Genomic DNA, 21,596 nt, shown 5'->3' on the forward strand with positions numbered 1-21,596 from the left:
CGGACCACAGCAGAAAATATGGTCATTCCCGCTCGACGCGGGTGGACCGGAGTGGATCTCGGGCACTTGGTGACACGAATGCCGATCCACCACAGAGCGGAGGACTCGGAGCATGGCCGGCGCGATGCGCAAGATGGCGGTCTACCTCGGCCTCGTGGAGGACGATGGGTACGACGGTCCGGGGTTCGACCCCGACGACGAATTCGAACCCGAGCCGGAGCCCGAGCGCGACCGGCGGCGGCATCAGCCCGCGCATCCGGTAGAGCGGGAACGGGACGAACCGGTACGAGCGGTGCAGCCCCCCGCTCCGCGGGAGCCGGTTCAGCTCCCGGCGGAAAGCGGACGACCCGCCCGAATCGCACCCGTGGCATCCATCACACCTGACCGCCCGAACATGGAGAAGAACGCACCGGTGATCATGCCCAAGGTCGTGTCCGAGCGGGAGCCCTACCGGATCACCACGCTGCACCCCAGGACCTATAACGAGGCCCGTACCATCGGGGAACACTTCCGCGAGGGCACTCCGGTGATCATGAATCTCACGGAGATGGACGACACGGATGCGAAGCGACTTGTCGACTTTGCCGCGGGACTCGTCTTCGGTCTCCATGGCAGCATTGAGCGTGTGACGCAGAAGGTGTTCCTGTTGTCGCCTGCTAACGTCGATGTCACGGCGGAGGACAAGGCCCGCATCGCAGAGGGCGGGTTCTTCAACCAGAGCTGAGAACACCGGGAACAAACCGGCCGGGAGGCCGGGGCTACGAGAGCCAGGGGAGAGGGAAGCGCGGGACATGGGCGTCGCACTGGATGTGGTCTATATCGCGCTGATGTGTTTCCTCATCGTGCTGATCTTCCGGCTGGTCATGGACTACGTCTTCCAGTTCGCACGTTCATGGCAGCCAGGCAAGGCGATGGTGGTCGTTCTCGAGGGCACTTACACTGTCACGGATCCACCACTGAAGCTTCTGCGGCGGTTCATACCGCCGTTGCGTCTCGGGGGCGTGGCACTTGACCTGTCCTTCTTCGTTCTGATGATCATCGTCTACATTCTGCTCAGCCTCGTGGGCAAGCTTGCGAGCAGCGTGTGAACGATACGGTCTTGCCGACTGCCGACGACTACGTAGAGGTGAAGAAGAGATGCCGCTGACCCCCGAGGACGTGCGGAACAAGCAGTTCACGACCGTCCGCCTCCGAGAAGGCTATGACGAGGACGAGGTCGATGCCTTCCTCGACGAGGTCGAATCGGAACTGACGCGCCTGCTGCGCGAGAACGAGGACCTGCGCGCCAAGCTGGCCGCCGCCACGCGTGCGGCCGCGCAGAACCAGCAGCAGCAGGGAATGCGCAAACCCCCGGAGCAGCAGGAACGGCCAGGGGCCCCGGTGCCCGCCGCCATATCTGGTCCGCCGGTACAGCAGCAGCCCCCGCAGATGGGTCCCCCCCAGCTGCCCGGTGGAGCTCCTCAGCTGCCTGCCGGTCCCAGCGGCCATGGCCCCCAGGGCGGCCACGGTCCCGGTCCGCAGGGCCCGCACGGCCCCGGCCCGATGCAGGGCGGTCCCATGGGTGGCCCGATGGGCGGCCCCATGGGCGGTCACGCTCCCCAGCAGCAGCAGATGCAGCAGCCCGGTCAGGGCCCCGGCGGCGACAGCGCCGCCCGTGTCCTCTCCCTTGCGCAGCAGACCGCCGACCAGGCGATCGCGGAGGCCCGTTCCGAGGCCAACAAGATCGTCGGCGAGGCGCGCAGCCGTGCCGAGGGTCTCGAGCGTGACGCCCGTGCCAAGGCGGACGCCCTCGAGCGGGACGCGCAGGAGAAGCACCGCGTGGCGATGGGCTCGCTGGAGTCGGCCCGCGCGACGCTGGAGCGCAAGGTCGAGGACCTGCGTGGCTTCGAGCGCGAGTACCGGACCCGTCTGAAGTCCTACCTGGAGAGCCAGCTGCGTCAGCTGGAGACCCAGGCGGACGACTCGCTGGCTCCGCCGCGGACCCCCGCCGCCGCCTCGCTGCCGCCGTCGCCTTCGCTGGCCCCGGCCGGTGCGGGTGCGATGGGGCACACCATGGGCGGCAACCACGGTGGCCACGGCAACCAGCAGATGGGCGGCGGCAACCAGTCGATGGGCGGTGGCCCGTCGTACGGCGGCGGTCAGCAGCAGATGTCGCCCGCGATGACGCAGCCGATGGCACCGGTGCGGCCGCAGGCGCCGCAGCCGATGCAGCAGGCGCCGTCGCCGATGCGCGGGTTCCTGATCGACGAGGACGACAACTGATCGGTTCGCGCTCGCGGAGCGCGTAGCCGTCGGCAGGCAGAGGGCCGGGCCCCGGGGTTTTCCCCGGGGCCCGGCCCTTTGGCGTTGCCGTGCGTGCCGGGGGCGGGTGCGGTTCGCGGGGCGGGGCCGCTGCGCGGGGCCTGTGCCCCTGCCCGCCCCTGCCCGTAACCGGGGCTCCGCCCCGGACCCGCTCCTCAATCGCCGGAGGCGCTTGACATGGGCGCCGGCCGAACGTGAAGGGCGGCGGTGCGGATGGGGGCGCCGAGTGAGGTGCCGGGCCGGTCTTGGAAGGCGGTGCTGGGGGAGCCCGAGGGGCGCGGTGACGGGAAACCTGAAGGGCCCCTCCGGTGTTACGCCGGAGGGGCCCTGGGGTGGGGTTCGTCAGTGGGCGGTCTTGCGGAGGCGGAACGTGAGCGCCAGGCCCTCGTCCTCGAACGGGGAGCCGTACGTGTCGTCCGCCTCACCCTCCGCGTAGTCCAGGGCCAGGACCTCGTCCGCGATCAGCGTCGCGTGCGCGGTCAGGGCCTCGGCCGTCTCCGGGGAGGCCGACGTCCAGCGGACCGCGATCCGGTCCGCCACGTCCAGGCCGCTGTTCTTGCGGGCCTCCTGGATCAGGCGGATCGCGTCACGGGCCAGTCCGGCCGCCCGCAGCTCCGGGGTGATCTCCAGGTCCAGGGCGACCGTCGCGCCCGAGTCGGACGCCACCGACCACCCTTCCCGCGGGGTCTCCGTGATGATGACCTCGTCGGGGGCGAGGGTGATCTGCTCGCCGTCGACCTCGACCGAGGCCGTGCCCTCGCGCAGGGCCAGGGACAGCGCTGCCGCGTCGGCGTTCGCGACGGCCTTGGCCACCGCCTGGACGCCCTTGCCGAACCGCTTGCCCAGCGCGCGGAAGTTCGCCTTGGCCGTGGTGTCGACGAGTGAGCCGCCGACCTCGGAGAGCGAGGCCAGGGATGAGACGTTCAGCTCCTCCGTGATCTGGGCGCGCAGCTCCGGCGTGAGGGCCTCGAAGCCCGTGGCCGCGACCAGAGCGCGTGACAGCGGCTGGCGGGTCTTGACCCCCGACTCGGCGCGCGTGGCCCGTCCGAGCTCCACGAGGCGGCGTACGAGAGCCATCTGCGAGGAGAGCGCCGGGTCGATCGACGCGGGGTCCGCCTTCGGCCACGACGACAGGTGCACCGACTCCGGGGCGTCCGGGGCGACGGGCACGACGAGGTCCTGCCAGACCCGCTCCGTGATGAACGGGGTCAGCGGCGCCATCAGCCGGGTGACCGTCTCCACGACCTCGTGCAGCGTGCGCAGCGCCGCCTTGTCGCCCTGCCAGAAGCGGCGGCGCGAGCGGCGGACGTACCAGTTGGACAGGTCGTCGACGAATGCGGAGAGCAGCTTGCCGGCACGCTGGGTGTCGTATCCCTCCAGCGCGGCGGTGACCTCCTCCACCAGGGTGCCGAGCTCGCTCAGCAGCCAGCGGTCCAGGACCGTGCGGTCGGCGGGTGCCGGATCGGCCGCCGACGGTGCCCAGTTCGACGTACGGGCGTACAGGGCCTGGAAGGCCACCGTGTTCCAGTACGTGAGGAGCGTCTTGCGGACGACCTCCTGGATCGTGCCGTGGCCCACGCGGCGTGCCGCCCACGGGGAGCCGCCCGCCGCCATGAACCAGCGCACCGCGTCCGCGCCGTGCTGGTCCATCAGCGGGATCGGCTGGAGGATGTTGCCCAGGTGCTTGGACATCTTCCGGCCGTCCTCGGCGAGGATGTGGCCCAGGCAGACCACGTTCTCGTACGACGACTTGTCGAAGACCAGGGTCCCGATCGCCATGAGGGTGTAGAACCAGCCCCGGGTCTGGTCGATGGCCTCGGAGATGAACTGCGCCGGGTAGCGGTTCTCGAAGATCTCCTTGTTCTTGTACGGGTAGCCCCACTGTGCGAACGGCATCGAACCCGAGTCGTACCAGGCGTCGATGACCTCCGGGACGCGGTACGCCTCCAGCTGGCAGTTCTCGTGCGAGCAGGTGAACGTGATCTCGTCGATGAACGGGCGGTGCGGGTCCAGCTCCGACTGGTCGCGGCCGGTCAGCACGGAGAGCTCGGCGCGGGAGCCGACACAGGTCAGGTGCTCGTCCTCGCAGCGCCAGATCGGCAGCGGGGTGCCCCAGTAGCGGTTGCGGGACAGCGCCCAGTCGACGTTGTTGTTCAGCCAGTCGCCGAAGCGGCCGTTCTTGACCGACTCCGGGAACCAGTTGGTCTTCTCGTTCTCCTGGAGGAGCCTGTCCTTGACCGCGGTGGTGCGGATGTACCAGGACGGCTGCGCGTAGTACAGCAGGGCCGTGTGGCAGCGCCAGCAGTGCGGGTAGCTGTGCTCGTACGGCACGTGGCGGAAGAGCTTGCCGCGCGCGTCCAGGTCCTCGGTGAGTGCCTCGTCGGCCTTCTTGAAGAAGACACCGCCGACGAGCGGGAGGTCCTCCTCGAAGGTGCCGTCGGGGCGCACGGGGTTCACCACCGGCAGGCCGTACGCCTTGCAGACCAGGAGGTCGTCGGCGCCGAACGCGGGGGACTGGTGGACCAGACCCGTGCCGTCCTCGGTCGTGACGTACTCGGCGTTGACGACGAAGTGCGCCTCGGCCGGGAACTCGACGAGCTCGAAGGGGCGCTCGTACGTCCAGCGCTCCATCTCGCGGCCGGTGAAGGTGTCACCGGTGAGCTCCCAGCCCTCGCCGAGCGCCTTCTCGACCAGCGGCCGGGCCACGACGAGCTTCTCCGTGCCGTCCGTCGCGACGACGTAGTCGACGTCGGGGTGCGCGGCGACGGCGGTGTTGGAGACGAGGGTCCAGGGGGTCGTCGTCCAGACGAGCAGCGCGGCCTCGCCGGCCAGCGGTCCGCTCGTCAGCGGGAAGCGTACGAAGACGGAGGGGTCGACGACCGTCTCGTAGCCCTGGGCGAGCTCGTGGTCCGAGAGGCCGGTGCCGCAGCGGGGGCACCAGGGGGCGACGCGGTGGTCCTGGACCAGCAGGTCCTTGTCGAAGATCTCCTTCAGCGACCACCACACGGAGTCGACGTACTCCGGGTCCATCGTGCGGTACGCGTCGTCGAGGTCGACCCAGTACCCCATGCGGGTCGTGAGTTCGGTGAACGCGTCGGTGTGGCGGGTCACGGACTCACGGCACTTCGCGTTGAACTCGGCGATGCCGTACGCCTCGATGTCCTTCTTGCCGTTGAAGCCCAGCTCCTTCTCCACCGCGAGCTCGACCGGCAGGCCGTGGCAGTCCCAGCCGGCCTTGCGGCCCACGTGGTAGCCCTGCATGGTCCGGAAGCGGGGGAAGACGTCCTTGAAGACGCGGGCCTCGATGTGGTGGGCGCCGGGCATGCCGTTGGCGGTCGGCGGACCCTCGTAGAAGACCCACTCGGGGCGGCCCTCGGACTGTTCGAGGCTCTTGGTGAAGACCTTGTTGTCGCGCCAGAAGTCGAGCACGGCGTGCTCGAGGGCGGGCAGGTCGACCTGGGCGGGTACCTGGCGGTACTGCGGCGATGTCATGTGCGGGCTTCCTCCGGCGGACGTCTTCCACTTCCGTCGGAGGGACGAGAACCGGCTCGGCTCCCGCGGTACCACCCTCCTTGGCCCCGGGTGTGCGCCCGTGGCCCCCTCATTGGGATCGCGATGCCGGGTCTAGTCGTCCTGCGTCCGTGGGCGGGCCCACGGTCGAGGGCTTTCTTCCGGCGGCTCAGGGGTGATCTTCACGACGCGCTCGCCCCCGGGCTCCCACCGTCCCCGGGTCGCTCCTGGCTGCGTACGACGCTACTCGTCCCGTCCATGCCTCTCGCTGCGGCCAGTGTACGGGCCCGTGCGGGCGGCGGCCGACCGGTTTCCGGGCCGGCCTGCCCCGGGCGGGGGGTGCACCCGAATGGCCAGTCGGGCCGAGGGGAGTCCTGGAGAGCGTGCGCGGGCGGATTACCGCGCGGGGAGCTGGGCACAACGGTTGCAGGCGCGCCACTGCCCGGGCGCGGGGAGGGGCGACCGGCGGCGTGCCCCGTTGCCGCGGAGCTGGGGTCGATTTATCGTCCCAGCACGATTCGCGTGCAAGATCACAATATGTGAAGGGGCCGCGGCCATGGTGGCGAAGAAGACCGCCGTATCGAGAACGGCGTCCGAGAGTTCCAGGGCTGCGGCTGCCGAGGAGGAGACCGGGAGCGCGGGCGAGGAGGACGGTCCGGAGGCGGACCAGGAGAAGCCGGCCGCGAAGAAGACCGCGGCGAAGAAGGCCGTGGCGAAGAAGAGCGCGGCCAAGAAGAGCGCGGCGAAGAAGGCCGTGGCGAAGAAGAGCGCAGCCGAGAAGACGTCGAAGAAGGTCACGGGGGCGGCCCAGGCCGCCGAGCAGACAGGAGCCCACACGGTGGCAGCCAAGAAGAGCGCGGCAGGGACCACGACAGCAGGGGAGGGCACCGCGACAGCGACAGCGCCCGGAGACCTCGCGGTCAGGCCGGGGGAGGACCCCTGGACCCCGGAGGAGGTCGAGGCGGCCCGCACCGAGCTGACCGGCGAAGTCCTCCGGCTGCGTACCGAACTGGAGGCCTCCGGCGCCGCTCTGGCCGGTCTCATGCGCGACTCCGGTGACGGGGCCGGCGACGACGACGCGGACACCGGCACGAAGAACATCACCCGTGAGCACGAGCTGTCCCTGGCGGCCCACGCACAGGAGACCCTGGACCAGACCGAGCGCGCCCTCGCCCGGCTCGACGCGGGGACCTACGGGCTCTGCGAGGTCTGCGGCAAGCCGATCGGCAAGGCGCGGATGCAGGCGTTCCCCCGGGCCACGCTCTGTGTGGAGGACAAGCAGAAGCAGGAGCGGCGCGGCTAGGCCGCCGGACCGGTCCCGTCCGGTCCCGGTCCCGGTCCGGACGCGGTCCGGCGGTGGAGACCCGGCACGGTCCGGGGGCCTGAGGCCCCCGGACGCCCGGGTGTGTCGTACCCTCGTCCTCAGTCAGGCACCTAGGTTGAGGGACTCACGTGGCAGAGGCGGAGCGCATCATCGGTACGCCGGACATCCCCGATGCCGAGGGGGCCGACGGGGCTCGGTCCCAGCAGCCCGCCGCGGGCTCGACCCCGGCCGGCGACGAGCCCGCGGGCCGAGGCAGGAAGAAGGTCCTGGTCCTCCTCGTCGTGACGCTCCTTGCCTACCTCCTGGACCTGGGCAGCAAGATGCTCGTGGTCGCGAAGCTGGAGCACGAGGAGCCCATCGAGATCTTCGGCGACTGGCTGAAGTTCGACGCGATCCGCAACGCGGGTGCCGCCTTCGGGATCGGCGAGGCGTTCACCGTGATCTTCACGGCCATCGCGGCCGTCGTGATCATCGTCATCGTCCGGCTCGCCCGCAAGCTCTACAGCCTGCCCTGGGCCATCGCCCTGGGGCTGCTGCTCGGCGGAGCGCTGGGCAACCTCACCGACCGCATCTTCCGCGCGCCCGGCGTCTTCGAGGGCGCGGTGGTGGACTTCATCGCCCCCGCCCACTTCGCCGTCTTCAACCTCGCCGATTCGGCGATCGTGTGCGGCGGAATCCTCATCGTGATCCTCTCCTTCAAGGGCCTGGACCCCGACGGCACCGTGCACAAGGACTAGCGGGCGCAAGGCATACTCGACTGGTGAGTACGTATCCCGAGGTCCGCACCCTGCCCGTACCCGACGGCCTGGAGGGCGAGCGTGTCGACGCCGCCATCTCCCGGATGTTCGGCTTCTCCCGCACCAAGGCCGCCGAGCTGGCCGCCGCCGGGAAGGTCCAGGTGGACGGCGCGGTGGCCGGGAAGTCCGAGCGGGTGCACGGCGGTGCCTGGCTGGAAGTGGAGATGCCCCAGGCGCCCGCTCCCGTCCAGATCGTCGCCGAGCCCGTCGAGGGCATGGAGATCGTCCACGACGACGACGACATAGTCGTCATCATGAAGCCGGTCGGAGTCGCCGCACACCCGAGCCCCGGCTGGACCGGTACCACCGTCATCGGCGGTCTCGCGGCGGCGGGCTACCGGATCTCCACGTCGGGCGCCGCCGAGCGCCAGGGCATCGTGCACCGGCTGGACGTGGGCACCTCCGGCCTGATGGTCGTCGCGAAGTCCGAGCGGGCCTACACCCTGCTCAAGGCACAGTTCCGCGACCGGGTCGTCGAGAAGAAGTACCACGCGCTGGTGCAGGGCCACCCTGACCCGATGAGCGGCACCATCGACGCCCCCATCGGCCGCCACCCGCAGCACGACTACAAGTGGGCCGTCACCGCGGAGGGCAAGCCCTCCGTGACGCACTACGACCTCATCGAGGCCTACCGGGCGGCCAGCCTGCTCGACATCAAGCTGGAGACCGGGCGCACGCACCAGATCCGCGTGCACATGTCCGCCCACCGGCACCCCTGCGTCGGCGACCTGACGTACGGCGCCGACCCCACGATGGCCAAGCGCCTGGGCCTGACCCGGCAGTGGCTGCACGCCGTCCGGCTCGGCTTCGAGCACCCGGCCGACGGTGGCTGGGTCGAATTCGAGAGCACCTACCCGGACGACCTGCGCCACGCACTCGACACGATCTCCGCGGAGAGCCAGTGACCGCCGCGGCCACCCCGTACACCACCCGCAGGGCCCTCGAGGAGAGCGACCTCGCCGCCTGCTTCCAGGTACGCAAGGACGTCTTCGTCGGCGAGCAGCAGGTGCCCGCGGAGATCGAGTACGACGCCCACGACGCCTCGGCGGTGCACGTCCTGGCCGTGGCGGTGGACGGCTCCGCGCTCGGCACGGGACGGCTGCTGCACGGCGGTGCGGCGGCGGACCGGACCGACGGTGACCCCGCCGTGGGCTCCCTCGGCCGGCTCGCGGTGACCCGCGAGGCCCGGGGCCTCGGCGTCGGCGCCGCACTGGTGCGGGCCATCGAGGACGAGGCCCGCACGCTGGGCCTGGCCGCCGTTGACCTGCACGCCCAGACCCACGCGCTCGGTTTCTACGAGAGGCTCGGCTACACGGCGTACGGCCCCGAGTTCCCGGACGCCGGGATGCCGCACCGGGCCATGCGCCGCACGCTCTGACCGCGCGGCCCGCAGGGGGTGCCGCAGGCCGGCAGCCCCGGCGTGGCACGCTGGGTGCCCCGGCCTGCTGATCGACGGCCCGGGCCCGGCGCGCTGCGGAAGGCACAACGTGGACCAGATGGCACTCCTGCTCCTGCTTCTTCTCGGAGCGGTGGTCACGGTGCCGCTGGGGGAGCGGCTGGGTCTGCCGGCGCCCGTGCTGATGACGCTCGCCGGCATCGGCATGGCCTTCGCGAGTTTCGTCCCCGACGTGGACATCCCGCCGGAGATCATCCTCCCGGCCCTCCTGCCCCCGTTGCTCTACGCCTCCGTGCAGCGCACCTCGTGGCGGCAGTTCGCGGCCAACAAGAAGCCGATCTTCCTGCTTGCGGTCGCCCTCGTCTTCGTCACCACGGCGGCCGTCGCCGCCGTCGCGGACGCGATCGTCCCCGGACTTCCCGTCGCCGCCGCCGTGGCCCTGGGCGCCCTCGTCGCCCCGCCCGACCCCGTCGCCGCCACTGCGGTCGCCGGGTCGGTCGGGCTGCCGCGCAGGCTCGTCTCGATCCTCGAGGGGGAAGGGCTGTTCAACGACGTCACGGCGATCGTCCTCTACCACGTCGCGATCGCCGCGGCCGTCGGCGGCACCTTCTCGCTCCCCGAGGCGTTCGGGCTCCTCGTCCTCTCCGCCGTCGTCGCGGTCGTGGTCGGCCTGGTGCTCGGCTGGCTCACGCTCAAGCTGATGGGGCTGCTGGGCGACGCCACCCTCCAGGTCGGCCTGACGCTCCTGGTGCCGTTCGTCAGCTACGTGCTCGCCGAGGAGCTCAAGGGCTCCGGTGTGCTCGCGGTCCTCACCACGGCGCTCTTCCTCGCCGAGCACACCGCCGACGCCGACGACGTCCTGGGGCGGCTCGCCGGCCGGTCCTTCTGGGAGATCGTCGACACCCTCGTGACCGGCGTCGCCTTCGGCCTCATCGGGCTCGAACTCCACAGCGTCTTCGGCACGGCCGACGGCCGGCAGCTCGAACTGCTGGGCTGGGGACTGGCGATCGTCGGGGTCGTCGCCGGAGTACGGCTCCTGTGGCTGCTGCCCGCCACCTGGCTGGCCAAGCGCCTGCACGACCGCCGCGACTACGGCGAGTCGATCCCCACGAGCTGGCGGGAGACCACCGTCATGTGGTGGGCGGGGATGCGCGGGGTGGCCTCGGTGGCCCTGGCGCTGGCGATCCCGCTGGAGACGGACGACGGGAAGCCGTTCCCCGGGCGGGACGAGATCGTCTTCATCGCCTTCACCGTCATCATGGCCACCCTGGTCGTCCAGGGCCTGACCCTGCCGTGGCTCGTGCGGAAGCTCGGCGTCAGCGCCGACTCCGAGGTGGAACAGGCCCTGGAGCGCGACCTCGCGATCCGCGCCGCACGGGCCGCGAAGCGCCGCCTCAAGGAGATCCAGGAGGTCGAGGACTTCCCCGAGGACGTCCAGGAGCGGTTGCAGCGGGCCGCGTACGACATCGGGGCCCGGATCAGCCCGGACATGGTCGACGAGGAACGCCGCGAGGCCTACGCCCAGCGTGCCGAGCGCCTCAGGGCGTTCGGCCGGGTGCAGCGCGAGCTGCTCTCGGCCGCCCGCCACGAGGTGCTCTCCGCGCGCAACGAGCCCGGATCGGACCCGGAGGTCGTGGACCGGGTGCTGCGGTACCTGGACGTTCGCAGCCTGCACTGACCGGATCTGCGAAGGCCGGGCGGGCCGCAGCCCGCCCGACCACGTCAGCCGCGGCCCGTGCGGGGCGTCTTGTCCAGCTCCGTGGCGACGCCGTCGTCCTGCCGGCTCCGCTGATCGACGGCGCCCGTCAGCTCCGGCCAGTGGTCGCCCGGGGTCAGCGAGGCGGGGGCCGTCAGGACCCGCGGGAGCGCGTACGGATGGTTGTCCCGCAGCCAGCCGATCATCTGTTCCCGCACCGCGCAGCGCGCCGTCCAGATGTCGTCCGCGTCCTTCGCCGTGACCACCGCCCGCACCTCGATCGTCGTCGGGGTGGTGTCCGTGACGGCCAGCGACCAGTCCCGGCCGTCCCAGGCGGCGCAGTCGCCGAGGATGTCACGGAGCCGGTCGCGCATCGCCGCGATCGGTGCCGAGTGGTCGAGCTGGAAGAAGACCGTGCCGGTCATCTGCGCACCGCCGCGCGACCAGTTCTCGAACGGCCTGCTGGTGAAGTAGGACACAGGCATCGTGATCCGCCGCTCGTCCCAGGTGCGCACCGCGAGGAAGGTCAGGGTGATCTCCTCGACCGTGCCCCACTCCCCGTCCACCACGACCGTGTCGCCGATCCGCACCATGTCGCCGAAGGCGATCTGGAACCCGGCGAAGAGGTTGCCGAGCGTCGACTGGGCGGCGACACCGGCGACGATGCCGATCACACCGGCCGAGGCCAGCATCGAGGTCCCGACCGTGCGCATGGCCGGGAAGGTGAGCAGCATCGCGGCGATCGCGACGGTCGCCACCACCGCGGTGACCACACGCTGGATCAGCGCCACCTGGGTGCGCACCCGGCGCACGCGGGCGGCGTCGCGGGAGGCCGACGCGTACCGGGCGTACGAGGACTCCACGACGGTGGCCGCGATGCGGATGACCAGCCAGGCCGAGGCCGCGATCAGGGTCAGGGTCAGGACCTGGCCGATGACGGCGCGGTGGTCGCGGACGGGCTCGAACCGGATCTGGGTGAAGGAGCCCCGCAGCAGCGCCGTGCAGAGCACCACCTGCAAGGGGGGCCGGCAGCGCCGCAGCAGACCCCACAACGGGGTCTCGTGGTGACGGCTGTCGGCGCGGCGGAGCAGGAGATCGACCAGCCACCCCACCACCAGCGTGATCACCAGTGATCCGCCCACCACCAGCACCAGCGGCAGTATGTTCTCCATTCCCTCGTCCTCCAAGCGTCGGGGCACAGCTGGCAACATGGGCCTCATGAACATCATGCTTTTCCACTCGACCTTTGGTCTGCGGCCCGCTGTGCACGCGGCTGCCGACCGGCTGCGTGCGGCCGGGCACGAGGTGCGCGTGCCCGATCTCTTCGAGGGGCACACCTTCGACACCGTCGAGGAGGGAATGGACTTCAAGGAGCAGGTGGGCAAGGACGAGCTGCTCAAGCGCGCCGTCCTGGCCGCCGCGCCCTACTCCGACCAGGGCCTCGTGTACGCGGGATTCTCCTTCGGGGCGTCCGTCGCGCAGACCCTCGCGCTCGGCGACGCCAAGGCGCGGGGACTGCTCCTGCTCCACGGCACGTCGGACATCGCGGAGAGCGCCACGGTGGACGACCTGCCCGTCCAGCTGCACGTGGCCGACCCCGACCCGTTCGAGTCGCACGACTGGCTGAACAGCTGGTACCTCCAGATGCAGCGGACCGGCGCGGACGTCGAGATCTACCGCTATCCGGGCGCCGGGCACCTCTTCACCGACCCGGACCTGCCCGACTTCGACCAGGACGCGGCCTCGCTGGCCTGGAAGGTCTCGCTCGGGTTCCTGGCCACGCTGTAGCGGCGGGGAGGGGCCGCGCACCCCGGTGTGCGGCCCCTCTGCGGTCCGTGCGGGTCAGCGCACCGGGGCGTCGGCCCGCTCGACCTTCTGCGTGCCGCGGCGCGTGCGGTACGAGCGGACCCAGGACGACGTCGCGTCCCGGTCCGTCTTGTCGGAGACCACGTAGTAGTCCATCTGCGAGCGCTCGGCCGTCACGTCGAGGACCCCGTAGCCGTGTCCGTCCATGTCGACCCACTTCACATGACGGTTGGCGGCCTTGACCGCGGTCGCCGCGACCACCGAGACCGTCCCCGGAGCGACCCGCAGGATGTCGTCCAGGTTGTCCGAGGTGACCGATGTCACGACGAACTCGGTGGCCGCCGAGGCGGACAGCGGATAGGTCGCCGCCTTCACGGGCACGTCGTTGGCCCACGCCATGTGGATGTCGCCCGTCAGGAAGACCGTGTCCTTGACGGCGTTGTCCCGCAGGTGGGAGATCAGCTCCTTGCGGTCGTCCGTGTAGCCGTCCCACTGGTCGACGTTGACCGCCAGTCCCCCGGAGGGGAGCCCCAGCAGCTCCGCCAGCGGCGCCAGCAGATGTGCGGGCAGGGAGCCGAAGGCGACCGGAGAGATCATCACCGAGGTGCCGACCAGCTTCCAGGAGGCGTCCGACGAGGTCAGCCCGGCCTTCAGCCAGTCCAGCTGGGCCCGCCCGGTGACCGTACGGTCCGGGTCGTCGACCGCGCCGTTGCCGATCGACGCCTGCTCCGAACGGAAGCTGCGCAGGTCGAGCAGGTGCAGTTCGGCGAGGCCGCCGAAGCTCAGCCGCCGGTAGACGGTGCCCTCGGTGGACGCGCGGACCGGCATCCACTCGAAGTACGCCTGCTTCGCGGCGGCCACCCGGGCCGCCCATGCGCCCTCGGTCCCGGGGGTGTGGTTCTCGGCTCCCCCCGACCAGGCGTCGTTGGCGAACTCGTGGTCGTCCCAGATCGCGATCACCGGGTGGGTGGCGTGCAGCGTCTGGAGGTCGGTGTCCGTCTTGTACGTGGCGTGCCGCAGCCGGTAGTCGGCGAGCGTCAGGATCTCGTGGCGCGGGGCGTGCGGGCGTACGACGGTGTCCTGGGTCGGATAACTCCCCGACGCGTACTCGTAGATGTAGTCGCCCAGGTGCAGCACGGCGTCCAGGTCGGCGCGGGCCGCGAGATGGCGGTACGGGGAGAACCAGCCTGCCTCCCAGTTGGCGCAGGACACCACGCCGAAACGTATCCCGGCGACCGGCGCCCCGGCGGCTGGTGCCGTGCGGGTGCGGCCGACGGGGGAGAGGACGGTCTGTCCGCCCGCAGGGCCGCCCGGCGCCGCCGAGAAGCGGAACCAGTACGCCGTGGCCGGGCGCAGCCCCCGGACGTCGGCCTTGACGGTGTGGTCGGAGCCGGCGCGCGCGACGGCCGTGCCCCGGGCGGCGATCCGGGAGAACTCCTTGTCCTCGGCGATCTCCCAGGCCACCGGTGTGTCGGCGCCCTCGCCGGAGCCGGGCCGGGCGTCGGCGGAGGGGGTGACGCGGGTCCACAGGAGGATGCCGTCGGGCAGCGGGTCGCCGGAGGCGACGCCGTGCAGGAAGGCCGGGCCGTCGGCGGCCCGGGCACTGGTGGCGGTCAGTACGGAGCCGGCGACCGCGGTGGCTGCGGCGGCCTTGACGACCGTGCGGCGGGTGGGTGCGGCGGAGAGGTGTCGTCTGGTCACGGACGATGACCCTACTGGCGGGTACAGCGAACAGGCGGGCGAACAGAGGAAGTTCGCCCGCCTGTTGGCCGGATGACGCCCGGAGTTACGCCGACGGCCCCCGCCGGGCCGCGACTCTTCCCGTCTGCCCTCCGGCCTTTGCGGCCGGCAGGCCGGGGGACTCATCCTTTCGCGGCCGGAGGGCCCGAGGAGGGCTCAGCCCTTGAGCGCCTTGGTGATCGCCGTGTTGAAGTCGGCCACCGTCATGGGGGCGTTCTTGCTGCCCTCGGCGGTGAGCGTCTTGCCGTCCATCTTGAGGGTCGGCGTGCCCTGCACCCCACTCTTGTCGAACGCCTTGGACATCTTGATCGCCCAGGCGTCGTACGTACCGTCCTCGACGGCCTTCTGGAACTCCTTGTTGCCCTTCAGCGCGTCCACCGTGTCCGCCACCTCGATCAGGTAGCTGTCCTTGGCGAACTTGTCGGAGGTCTCCTCCGGGTGGTACTTCGCGGAGTAGAGAGCCGTCTTGTACTCCAGGAAGGCTTCCGGGCTCACGTCGAGCGCCGCGCCCAAGGCGCTCAGGGCGTTCTTGGAGCCCTCGCCGCTGTCGGAGTTGTCGATGAAGGTCGCGCCGACGTACTTGATCTTGTACTTGCCGGCGTCGACGTCCTTGGCCACGGTCTCGCCGACCGTCTGCTCGAAGGTGGCGCAGATCGGGCAGCGCGAGTCCTCGTACAGCTCCAGGGTCTTCTTGGCGCTCGACTCGCCGATCACGACGGTGGTGCCGTCGGTGCCCGAGGTGTTCTTGGGCGCGGTGACGTTCTTCGCGTCGGCCGCGGCCTCCCAGGCGGAGGGCTTGTTCAGCTGCATCACGCCGTAGCTGACACCGCCGGCGATGGCCAGCACGGCGAGGACCGAGACGCCGACGACGATCTGCTTGCGCGCCTTGTCCTTCTTGGCCTGGCGCTCGCGCTCGACGCGCAGCCGCTCGCGGGCGGCGGACTTGTTGGCCTGGGTGTTGCGCTTGCTCATGACGATGCTCCGTGGTGTGGGGTCGATCAGGGGGGTCGTACCGCGTGCTCAGGCAGGGACGGACGCCGAGCGCGGCGGGCCCCTCCGTCCCACGGAGTGCACCAGGAAGCGGGCCGGGGCGAGCGGGAGCGGGCGACCGGCGCGCCGGACGCCGGGGCGTGCGGTGCGCCGCGGCGCCCCCACCACGGCGACGGCGGTGAGCAGGGGCCGGAAGGCGAAGGCGGCTGCCGTGCGCACCAGCCCCGCGAGCGCGGACTCGCCGCGCCGCAGCCAGGCGGCGGCGAGCAGGCCCACCGTCACGTGCGCGGCGAGCAGCAGCCACGGGACGGCGGGGCCCGGCGAGGCCAGCAGGGCGGCGGCGTGGCCCCTGCCGTCGGCCACCCCGGCCAGGGGTGTGCCGACCGCCGCCACGCCGGAGAGCGTGCCGGAGCCGGGCCCGGCCTCGCCACCGCAGAGGACGTCGACCCCCACGGAGCGCAGCGGACCCGCGATCGGGCCGCCCGCAGCTCCGTAACAGAGGTGCTGGCCGGTCGTGAACACCGTGTCGGCCGCCAGCTCCAGCGGAACCAACAGCCCGGCGATCGCTCCGAAACCACGCTCCCGGCCCGCCAGCGCGAACGCCACGGCGAAGACGGCCCCGGCGAGCAGCGCGACGGCGGTCACCGGCAGCGGGACCCGGGAGAGCAGCACGTGGGACGCGGACGAGAGCGTGACGACGAGCGCGGTGAACAGCGCCGCGCGTACCGCTCTGATCTGGGTCCCTGATACGTCCATCGCCGGAGAGTGTGCCATGCGTTCCTGTAAGAGGTCCCTAAGGACCTGTGGGGTCCGGGGCTACAGGCCCGGGATGCGGCCGTTGCGGAAGAGGTCCACGAAGATCTGGTGGTCGGCCCGCGCCCGGGCGCCGTAGCTGTGCGCGAAGTCGGTCAGCAGCTCCGCGAAGCCCTCCTCGTCCGCCGCGATGGCCGCGTCGATCGCGCGCTCCGTGGAGAACGGGACCAGCGAGTGCCCGCTCTCGTCGTCCGCCGCCGAGTGCATCGTCGCCGTGGCCCGGCCGAGGTCGGCGACCACCGCCGCGATCTCCTCCGGCTCGTCGATGTCGGACCAGTCCAGGTCGACCGCGTACGGGGAGACCTCGGCCACCAGCTGCCCGGCGCCGTCGAGCTCGGTCCAGCCCAGCCACGGGTCGGCGTGCGCCTGCAGCGCCCGCTGCGAGATCACCGTGCGGTGGCCCTCGTGCTGGAAGTACTCCCGGACGGACGTGTCGGTGATGTGCCGGGAGACGGCGGGGGTCTGCGCCTGCTTGAGGTAGATCACCACGTCGTTCTCCAGGGCGTCGCTGTTGCCCTCCAGGAGGATGTTGTACGAGGGCAGGCCCGCCGAACCGATGCCGATGCCCCGACGGCCGACGACGTCCTTCACGCGGTACGAGTCGGGCCGCGTCAGGCTCGACTCCGGCAGCGTCTCCAGGTAGCCGTCGAACGCCGCGAGCACCTTGTACCGCGTGGCCGCGTCGAGGTCGATCGCGCCGCCGTCGGCGGTGAAGCGGCGCTCGAAGTCCCGGATCTCCGTCATCGAGTCCAGCAGCCCGAAGCGGGTGAGGCCTCGGGCGTCGCGCAGCGCGCCGAGCAGCGGGCCCTCGGCGGTGTCCAGGGTGAAGGGCGGCACCTCGTCGTTCTTGGCGCCCGTCGCCAGGGCGTGGATCCGCTCCCGGTAGGCGGCGGCGTAGACGCGGACGAGCTCGGTGATCTGGTCGTCGCCCAGCGCCTTGGCGTAGCCGATCAGGGCGACGGAGGCGGCGAAGCGCTTGAGGTCCCAGGTGAAGGGCCCCACGTACGCCTCGTCGAAGTCGTTGACGTTGAACACGAGCCGGCCGTTGGCGTCCATGTAGGTGCCGAAGTTCTCGGCGTGCAGGTCACCGTGGATCCAGACCCTGCTCGTGCGCTCGTCCAGATAGGCGCCCGTGTGCTGCTCACGGTCCAGATCGGCGTAGAACAGACCGGCCGAGCCCCGGTAGAAGGCGAAGGCGGAGCCCGCCATCTTCCGGAACTTCACCCGGAATGCTGCGGGGTCGGCGGCCAGGAGCTGCCCGAAAGCGGTGTCGAAAACGGCGAGAATCTGCTCCCCGCGCTCCTCTGCGCCGGTCTGCGTGTCCGACATCGCTTGGTGCCTCCTGGTAACTGGCGTTCATGACAAATGGGACGGGCGTCCCCGCTCTTCCAACGCGCGACCGTACCCCGGAGTGCCCGTCGCCCGGCACCTCGGAGACGTAGACTTCCACGCTGTCCCCCCAACCCGTCACCACCCGCCCGTCACCCCCGTCACCCACCCCCAGCCGAGGCGCTCCGCGCCCCGTCGCTACCGATTCCGGAGGCACAGCGCCGTGAGCAAGCCGCCCTTCACGCACCTGCACGTCCACACCCAGTACTCCCTGCTGGACGGTGCTGCGCGGCTCAAGGACATGTTCGAGGCGTGCAACGACATGGGCATGTCGCACATCGCGATGACCGACCACGGCAACCTCCACGGGGCGTACGACTTCTTCCACTCGGCCCAGAAGGCCGGGGTCACGCCGATCATCGGGATCGAGGCGTACGTCGCCCCCGAGTCGCGCAAGCACAAGCGCAAGATCCAGTGGGGCCAGCCGCACCAGAAGCGCGACGACGTGTCGGGTTCCGGTGGTTACACCCACAAGACGATCTGGGCGGCGAACAGCACGGGGCTGCACAACCTCTTCAAGCTCTCCTCGGACGCGTACGCCGAGGGCTGGCTGCAGAAGTGGCCGCGCATGGACAAGGAGACCATCTCCCAGTGGTCCGAGGGGCTGATCGCCTCCACCGGATGCCCCTCCGGGGAGGTGCAGACCCGGCTGCGGCTCGGACAGTTCGACGAGGCGGTCAAGGCGGCGTCCGACTACAAGGACATCTTCGGGGAGGGCAGGTACTTCCTGGAGCTGATGGACCACGGCATCGAGATCGAGCGCCGGGTCCGTGACGGGCTCCTGGAGATCGGCCGGAAGCTGAACATCCCGCCGCTCGTGACGAACGACTCGCACTACACCTACGCCAACGAGGCGACGGCGCACGACGCCCTGCTCTGCATCCAGACGGGCAAGAACCTCTCCGACCCCGACCGCTTCCGCTTCGACGGCACGGGCTACTACCTCAAGACGACGGACGAGATGTACGGCGTCGACTCCTCCGACGCCTGGCAGGAGGGCTGCGCCAACACCCTCCTCGTCGCGCAGCAGATCGACACCACCGGCATGTTCGAGAAGCGCGACCTGATGCCGAAGTTCGACATCCCGGAGGGCTTCACCGAGATCACGTGGTTCCAGGAGGAGGTACGCGTCGGCATGGGCCGCCGCTACCCCGCGGGTGTCCCCGAGGACCGGCAGAAGCAGGCCGAGTACGAGATGGACATCATCATCCAGATGGGGTTCCCGGGGTACTTCCTCGTCGTCGCCGACTTCATCATGTGGGCCAAGAACAACGGCATCGCGGTGGGTCCCGGCCGTGGTTCCGCAGCCGGTTCCATCGTCGCGTACGCCATGGGCATCACCGACCTCGACCCGATCACCCACGGGCTGATCTTCGAGCGCTTCCTCAACCCCGAGCGCGTCTCCATGCCCGACGTCGACATCGACTTCGACGAGCGCAGGCGCGTCGAGGTCATCCGGTACGTGACCGAGAAGTACGGCGCCGACAAGGTCGCCATGATCGGCACCTACGGCAAGATCAAGGCCAAGAACGCGATCAAGGACTCCGCGCGCGTCCTGGGCTACCCGTACGCGATGGGCGACCGCCTCACCAAGGCCATGCCCGCCGACGTCCTCGGCAAGGGCATCGACCTCAACGGCATCACCGATCCGAAGCACCCGCGCTACAGCGAGGCGGGCGAGATCCGGGGGATGTACGAGAACGAGCCGGACGTCCAGAAGGTGATCGACACCGCGAAGGGCGTGGAGGGCCTCGTCCGGCAGATGGGCGTGCACGCGGCCGGCGTGATCATGTCCAGCGAGCCGATCGTCGACCACGCGCCGATCTGGGTGCGGCACACCGACGGCGTGACGATCACGCAGTGGGACTACCCCCAGTGCGAGTCGCTCGGCCTGCTCAAGATGGACTTCCTGGGTCTGCGCAACCTGACGATCATGGACGACGCCATCAAGATGGTGAAGGCCAACAAGGGCGTCGACCTGGAGATGCTCGCCCTCCCGCTGGACGACCCCAAGACGTACGAGCTGCTCTGCCGCGGTGACACGCTCGGCGTGTTCCAGTTCGACGGCGGCCCCATGCGCTCGCTCCTGCGCCAGATGCAGCCCGACAACTTCGAGGACATCTCCGCCGTCTCGGCCCTCTACCGGCCGGGTCCGATGGGCATGAACTCGCACACGAACTACGCCGAGCGCAAGAACGCCCGGCAGGAGATCACCCCGATCCACCCGGAGCTGGAGGAGCCGCTCAAGGAGGTCCTCGGCCTCACCTACGGCCTGATCGTGTACCAGGAGCAGGTGCAGAAGGCCGCCCAGATCGTCGCCGGCTACTCGCTCGGCGAGGCCGACATCCTGCGCCGCGTGATGGGCAAGAAGAAGGCCGACGAGCTGGCGAAGAACTTCGTCCTCTTCGAGGCCGGGGCCAAGAAGAACGGCTTCTCCGACGCGGCGATCAAGGCGCTGTGGGACGTCCTGGTGCCCTTCGCCGGATACGCCTTCAACAAGGCGCACTCCTCCGCGTACGGCCTGGTCACCTACTGGACCGCCTACCTCAAGGCGAACTACCCCGCCGAGTACATGGCGGCGCTGCTGACCTCCGTCAAGGACGACAAGGACAAGTCCGCGGTCTACCTCAACGAGTGCCGCCGCATGGGCATCAAGGTGCTCCCGCCGAACGTCAACGAGTCCGAGCCGAACTTCGCCGCCCAGGGTGACGACGTGATCCTCTTCGGGTTGACCGCCGTACGCAACGTCGGGACGAACGTGGTGGACTCGATCATCAGGTGCCGCAAGGCGAAGGGGAAGTACTCCACCTTCCCCGACTTCCTCGACAAGGTCGAGGCGGTCGTCTGCAACAAGCGCACCGTCGAGTCGCTCATCAAGGCCGGTGCCTTCGACGAGATGGGGCACACCCGCAAGGGGCTCGTCGCCCACCACGAGCCGATGATCGACAACGTGGTGCAGGTCAAGCGCAAGGAGGCCGAGGGGCAGTTCGACCTCTTCGGCGGCATGGGCGACGAGGCGAGCGACGAGCCGGGCTTCGGTCTCGACGTGGAGTTCTCCGACATCGAGTGGGAGAAGTCCTACCTGCTCGCGCAGGAGCGCGAGATGCTCGGCCTGTACGTCTCCGACCACCCGCTCTTCGGCCTGGAGCACGTCCTGTCCGACAAGTCGGACGCGGCGATCTCCCAGCTCACCGGCGGTGAGCACTCCGACGGTGCGATCGTCACCGTGGGCGGCATCATCTCCGGCCTCCAGCGCAAGATGACCAAGCAGGGCAACGCCTGGGCCATCGCGACGGTGGAGGACCTCGCGGGTTCCATCGAGTGCATGTTCTTCCCCGCGACCTACCAGCTGGTCTCCACCCAGCTCGTCGAGGACACCGTCGTCTTCGTCAAGGGCCGCCTCGACAAGCGCGAGGACGTGCCGCGCCTGGTCGCCATGGAGATGCAGGTCCCCGACATCTCCAACGCCGGGTCCAACGCACCCGTCGTCCTGACCATCCCCACGGTCAGGGTCACCCCGCCCATGGTCAGCCGCCTCGGCGAGGTCCTCAGCAACCACCGGGGCGACACGGAGGTCCGCATCAGGCTCCAGGGCCCCCGCAAGACCACCGTGCTCCGGCTCGACCGGCACCGCGTCAAGCCGGACCCCGCCCTCTTCGGAGACCTGAAGGTGCTGCTCGGCCCGTCCTGCCTGGCCGGCTGACCCACCCGCACCCGCGAGAGGGGCGCCCCGCGACCCCGGGGCGCCCCGCTCGGCCTGCCGGCCCGGTGGGCCGTCAGTTGTGGCCGAAGCGCGGATGGTGCTTGCGCGCGACGGCGGACGGGCTGGCCAGC

16 protein-coding genes are annotated in these 21,596 nt (G+C 70.4%); 10 read left to right on the forward strand and 6 right to left on the reverse strand.

The features are described from left to right. The first annotated feature begins 112 nt into the window (after positions 1-112). The 3 genes from ACFC51_RS10440 to ACFC51_RS10450 all read left to right on the forward strand — a co-directional run bounded on the left by ACFC51_RS10440 (position 113) and on the right by ACFC51_RS10450 (position 2,262). Positions 113-724, forward strand: coding sequence for a cell division protein SepF (locus ACFC51_RS10440; protein WP_033303289.1), 612 nt, complete (start codon positions 113-115; stop codon positions 722-724). A 67-nt stretch (positions 725-791) separates the two neighbouring features. Then, on the forward strand, positions 792-1,088 hold the full coding sequence (locus ACFC51_RS10445) for a YggT family protein (RefSeq protein WP_014156754.1): 297 nt from the start codon (positions 792-794) through the stop codon (positions 1,086-1,088). Positions 1,089-1,137: 49 nt separating this feature from the next. Further along, a complete protein-coding gene (locus ACFC51_RS10450) occupies positions 1,138-2,262 on the forward strand; it encodes a DivIVA domain-containing protein (protein WP_376527981.1) in 1,125 nt (374 codons plus the stop codon). A gap of 381 nt (positions 2,263-2,643) precedes the next feature. Here ACFC51_RS10450 and ileS read toward each other — a convergent pair whose 3' ends face one another. Next, on the reverse strand, positions 2,644-5,793 hold the full coding sequence (gene ileS, locus ACFC51_RS10455; protein ID WP_376527983.1) for an isoleucine--tRNA ligase: 3,150 nt from the start codon (positions 5,791-5,793) through the stop codon (positions 2,644-2,646). 574 nt (positions 5,794-6,367) lie between these two features. Between ileS and ACFC51_RS10460 the strand changes: the two genes are divergently transcribed. From ACFC51_RS10460 to ACFC51_RS10480, 5 genes are all read left to right on the forward strand, one after another. Next, complete coding sequence (locus tag ACFC51_RS10460) at positions 6,368-7,114, forward strand: TraR/DksA family transcriptional regulator (protein ID WP_376527986.1); 747 nt, start codon at positions 6,368-6,370, stop codon at positions 7,112-7,114. A gap of 149 nt (positions 7,115-7,263) precedes the next feature. Then, positions 7,264-7,872, forward strand: coding sequence for a signal peptidase II (gene lspA, locus ACFC51_RS10465; protein WP_376379798.1), 609 nt, complete (start codon positions 7,264-7,266; stop codon positions 7,870-7,872). Positions 7,873-7,895: 23 nt separating this feature from the next. Continuing rightward, positions 7,896-8,837, forward strand: a complete 942-nt coding sequence (locus tag ACFC51_RS10470; protein ID WP_329227779.1) for an RluA family pseudouridine synthase — start codon at positions 7,896-7,898, stop codon at positions 8,835-8,837. Next, positions 8,834-9,310, forward strand: coding sequence for a GNAT family N-acetyltransferase (locus ACFC51_RS10475; RefSeq protein ID WP_376379795.1), 477 nt, complete (start codon positions 8,834-8,836; stop codon positions 9,308-9,310). Before ACFC51_RS10470 ends, ACFC51_RS10475 begins: the two co-directional genes overlap by 4 nt. Positions 9,311-9,419: 109 nt before the next feature. Next, positions 9,420-11,006 (forward strand): Na+/H+ antiporter, encoded by a 1,587-nt coding sequence (locus ACFC51_RS10480; protein ID WP_376379793.1) that lies wholly within the window; start codon positions 9,420-9,422, stop codon positions 11,004-11,006. A gap of 44 nt (positions 11,007-11,050) precedes the next feature. Here ACFC51_RS10480 and ACFC51_RS10485 read toward each other — a convergent pair whose 3' ends face one another. Then, positions 11,051-12,196, reverse strand: coding sequence for a mechanosensitive ion channel family protein (locus ACFC51_RS10485; protein WP_376379790.1), 1,146 nt, complete (start codon positions 12,194-12,196; stop codon positions 11,051-11,053). A gap of 37 nt (positions 12,197-12,233) precedes the next feature. Between ACFC51_RS10485 and ACFC51_RS10490 the strand changes: the two genes are divergently transcribed. Continuing rightward, positions 12,234-12,812: a dienelactone hydrolase family protein gene (locus ACFC51_RS10490; protein WP_376379787.1), complete on the forward strand. Its 579-nt coding sequence runs from the start codon at positions 12,234-12,236 to the stop codon at positions 12,810-12,812. Positions 12,813-12,866: 54 nt separating this feature from the next. Here ACFC51_RS10490 and ACFC51_RS10495 read toward each other — a convergent pair whose 3' ends face one another. The 4 genes from ACFC51_RS10495 to ACFC51_RS10510 form a co-directional block, all read right to left on the reverse strand. Then, positions 12,867-14,531: an alkaline phosphatase D family protein gene (locus ACFC51_RS10495; protein ID WP_376527989.1), complete on the reverse strand. Its 1,665-nt coding sequence runs from the start codon at positions 14,529-14,531 to the stop codon at positions 12,867-12,869. 195 nt (positions 14,532-14,726) lie between these two features. After that, positions 14,727-15,542, reverse strand: a complete 816-nt coding sequence (locus ACFC51_RS10500) for a DsbA family protein (RefSeq protein WP_376379781.1) — start codon at positions 15,540-15,542, stop codon at positions 14,727-14,729. A 48-nt stretch (positions 15,543-15,590) separates the two neighbouring features. Continuing rightward, entirely contained in the window at positions 15,591-16,316 is a 726-nt protein-coding gene (locus tag ACFC51_RS10505) for a hypothetical protein (RefSeq protein WP_376379778.1), read from the reverse strand. 60 nt (positions 16,317-16,376) lie between these two features. Continuing rightward, the gene (locus tag ACFC51_RS10510) at positions 16,377-17,702 is read right to left on the reverse strand and encodes a DUF2252 domain-containing protein (RefSeq protein ID WP_376379775.1); all 1,326 of its coding nucleotides are present in this window, start codon (positions 17,700-17,702) and stop codon (positions 16,377-16,379) included. Between the two features lie 223 nt (positions 17,703-17,925). On the opposite strand from ACFC51_RS10510, the gene dnaE reads away from it, so the two are divergent. Beyond that, positions 17,926-21,465, forward strand: coding sequence for a DNA polymerase III subunit alpha (dnaE, locus tag ACFC51_RS10515; protein ID WP_376379773.1), 3,540 nt, complete (start codon positions 17,926-17,928; stop codon positions 21,463-21,465). Positions 21,466-21,596: the final 131 nt, after the last annotated feature.

It is taken from the genome of Streptomyces sp. NPDC055962 (assembly GCF_042270185.1).
Classification (GTDB): domain Bacteria; phylum Actinomycetota; class Actinomycetes; order Streptomycetales; family Streptomycetaceae; genus Streptomyces.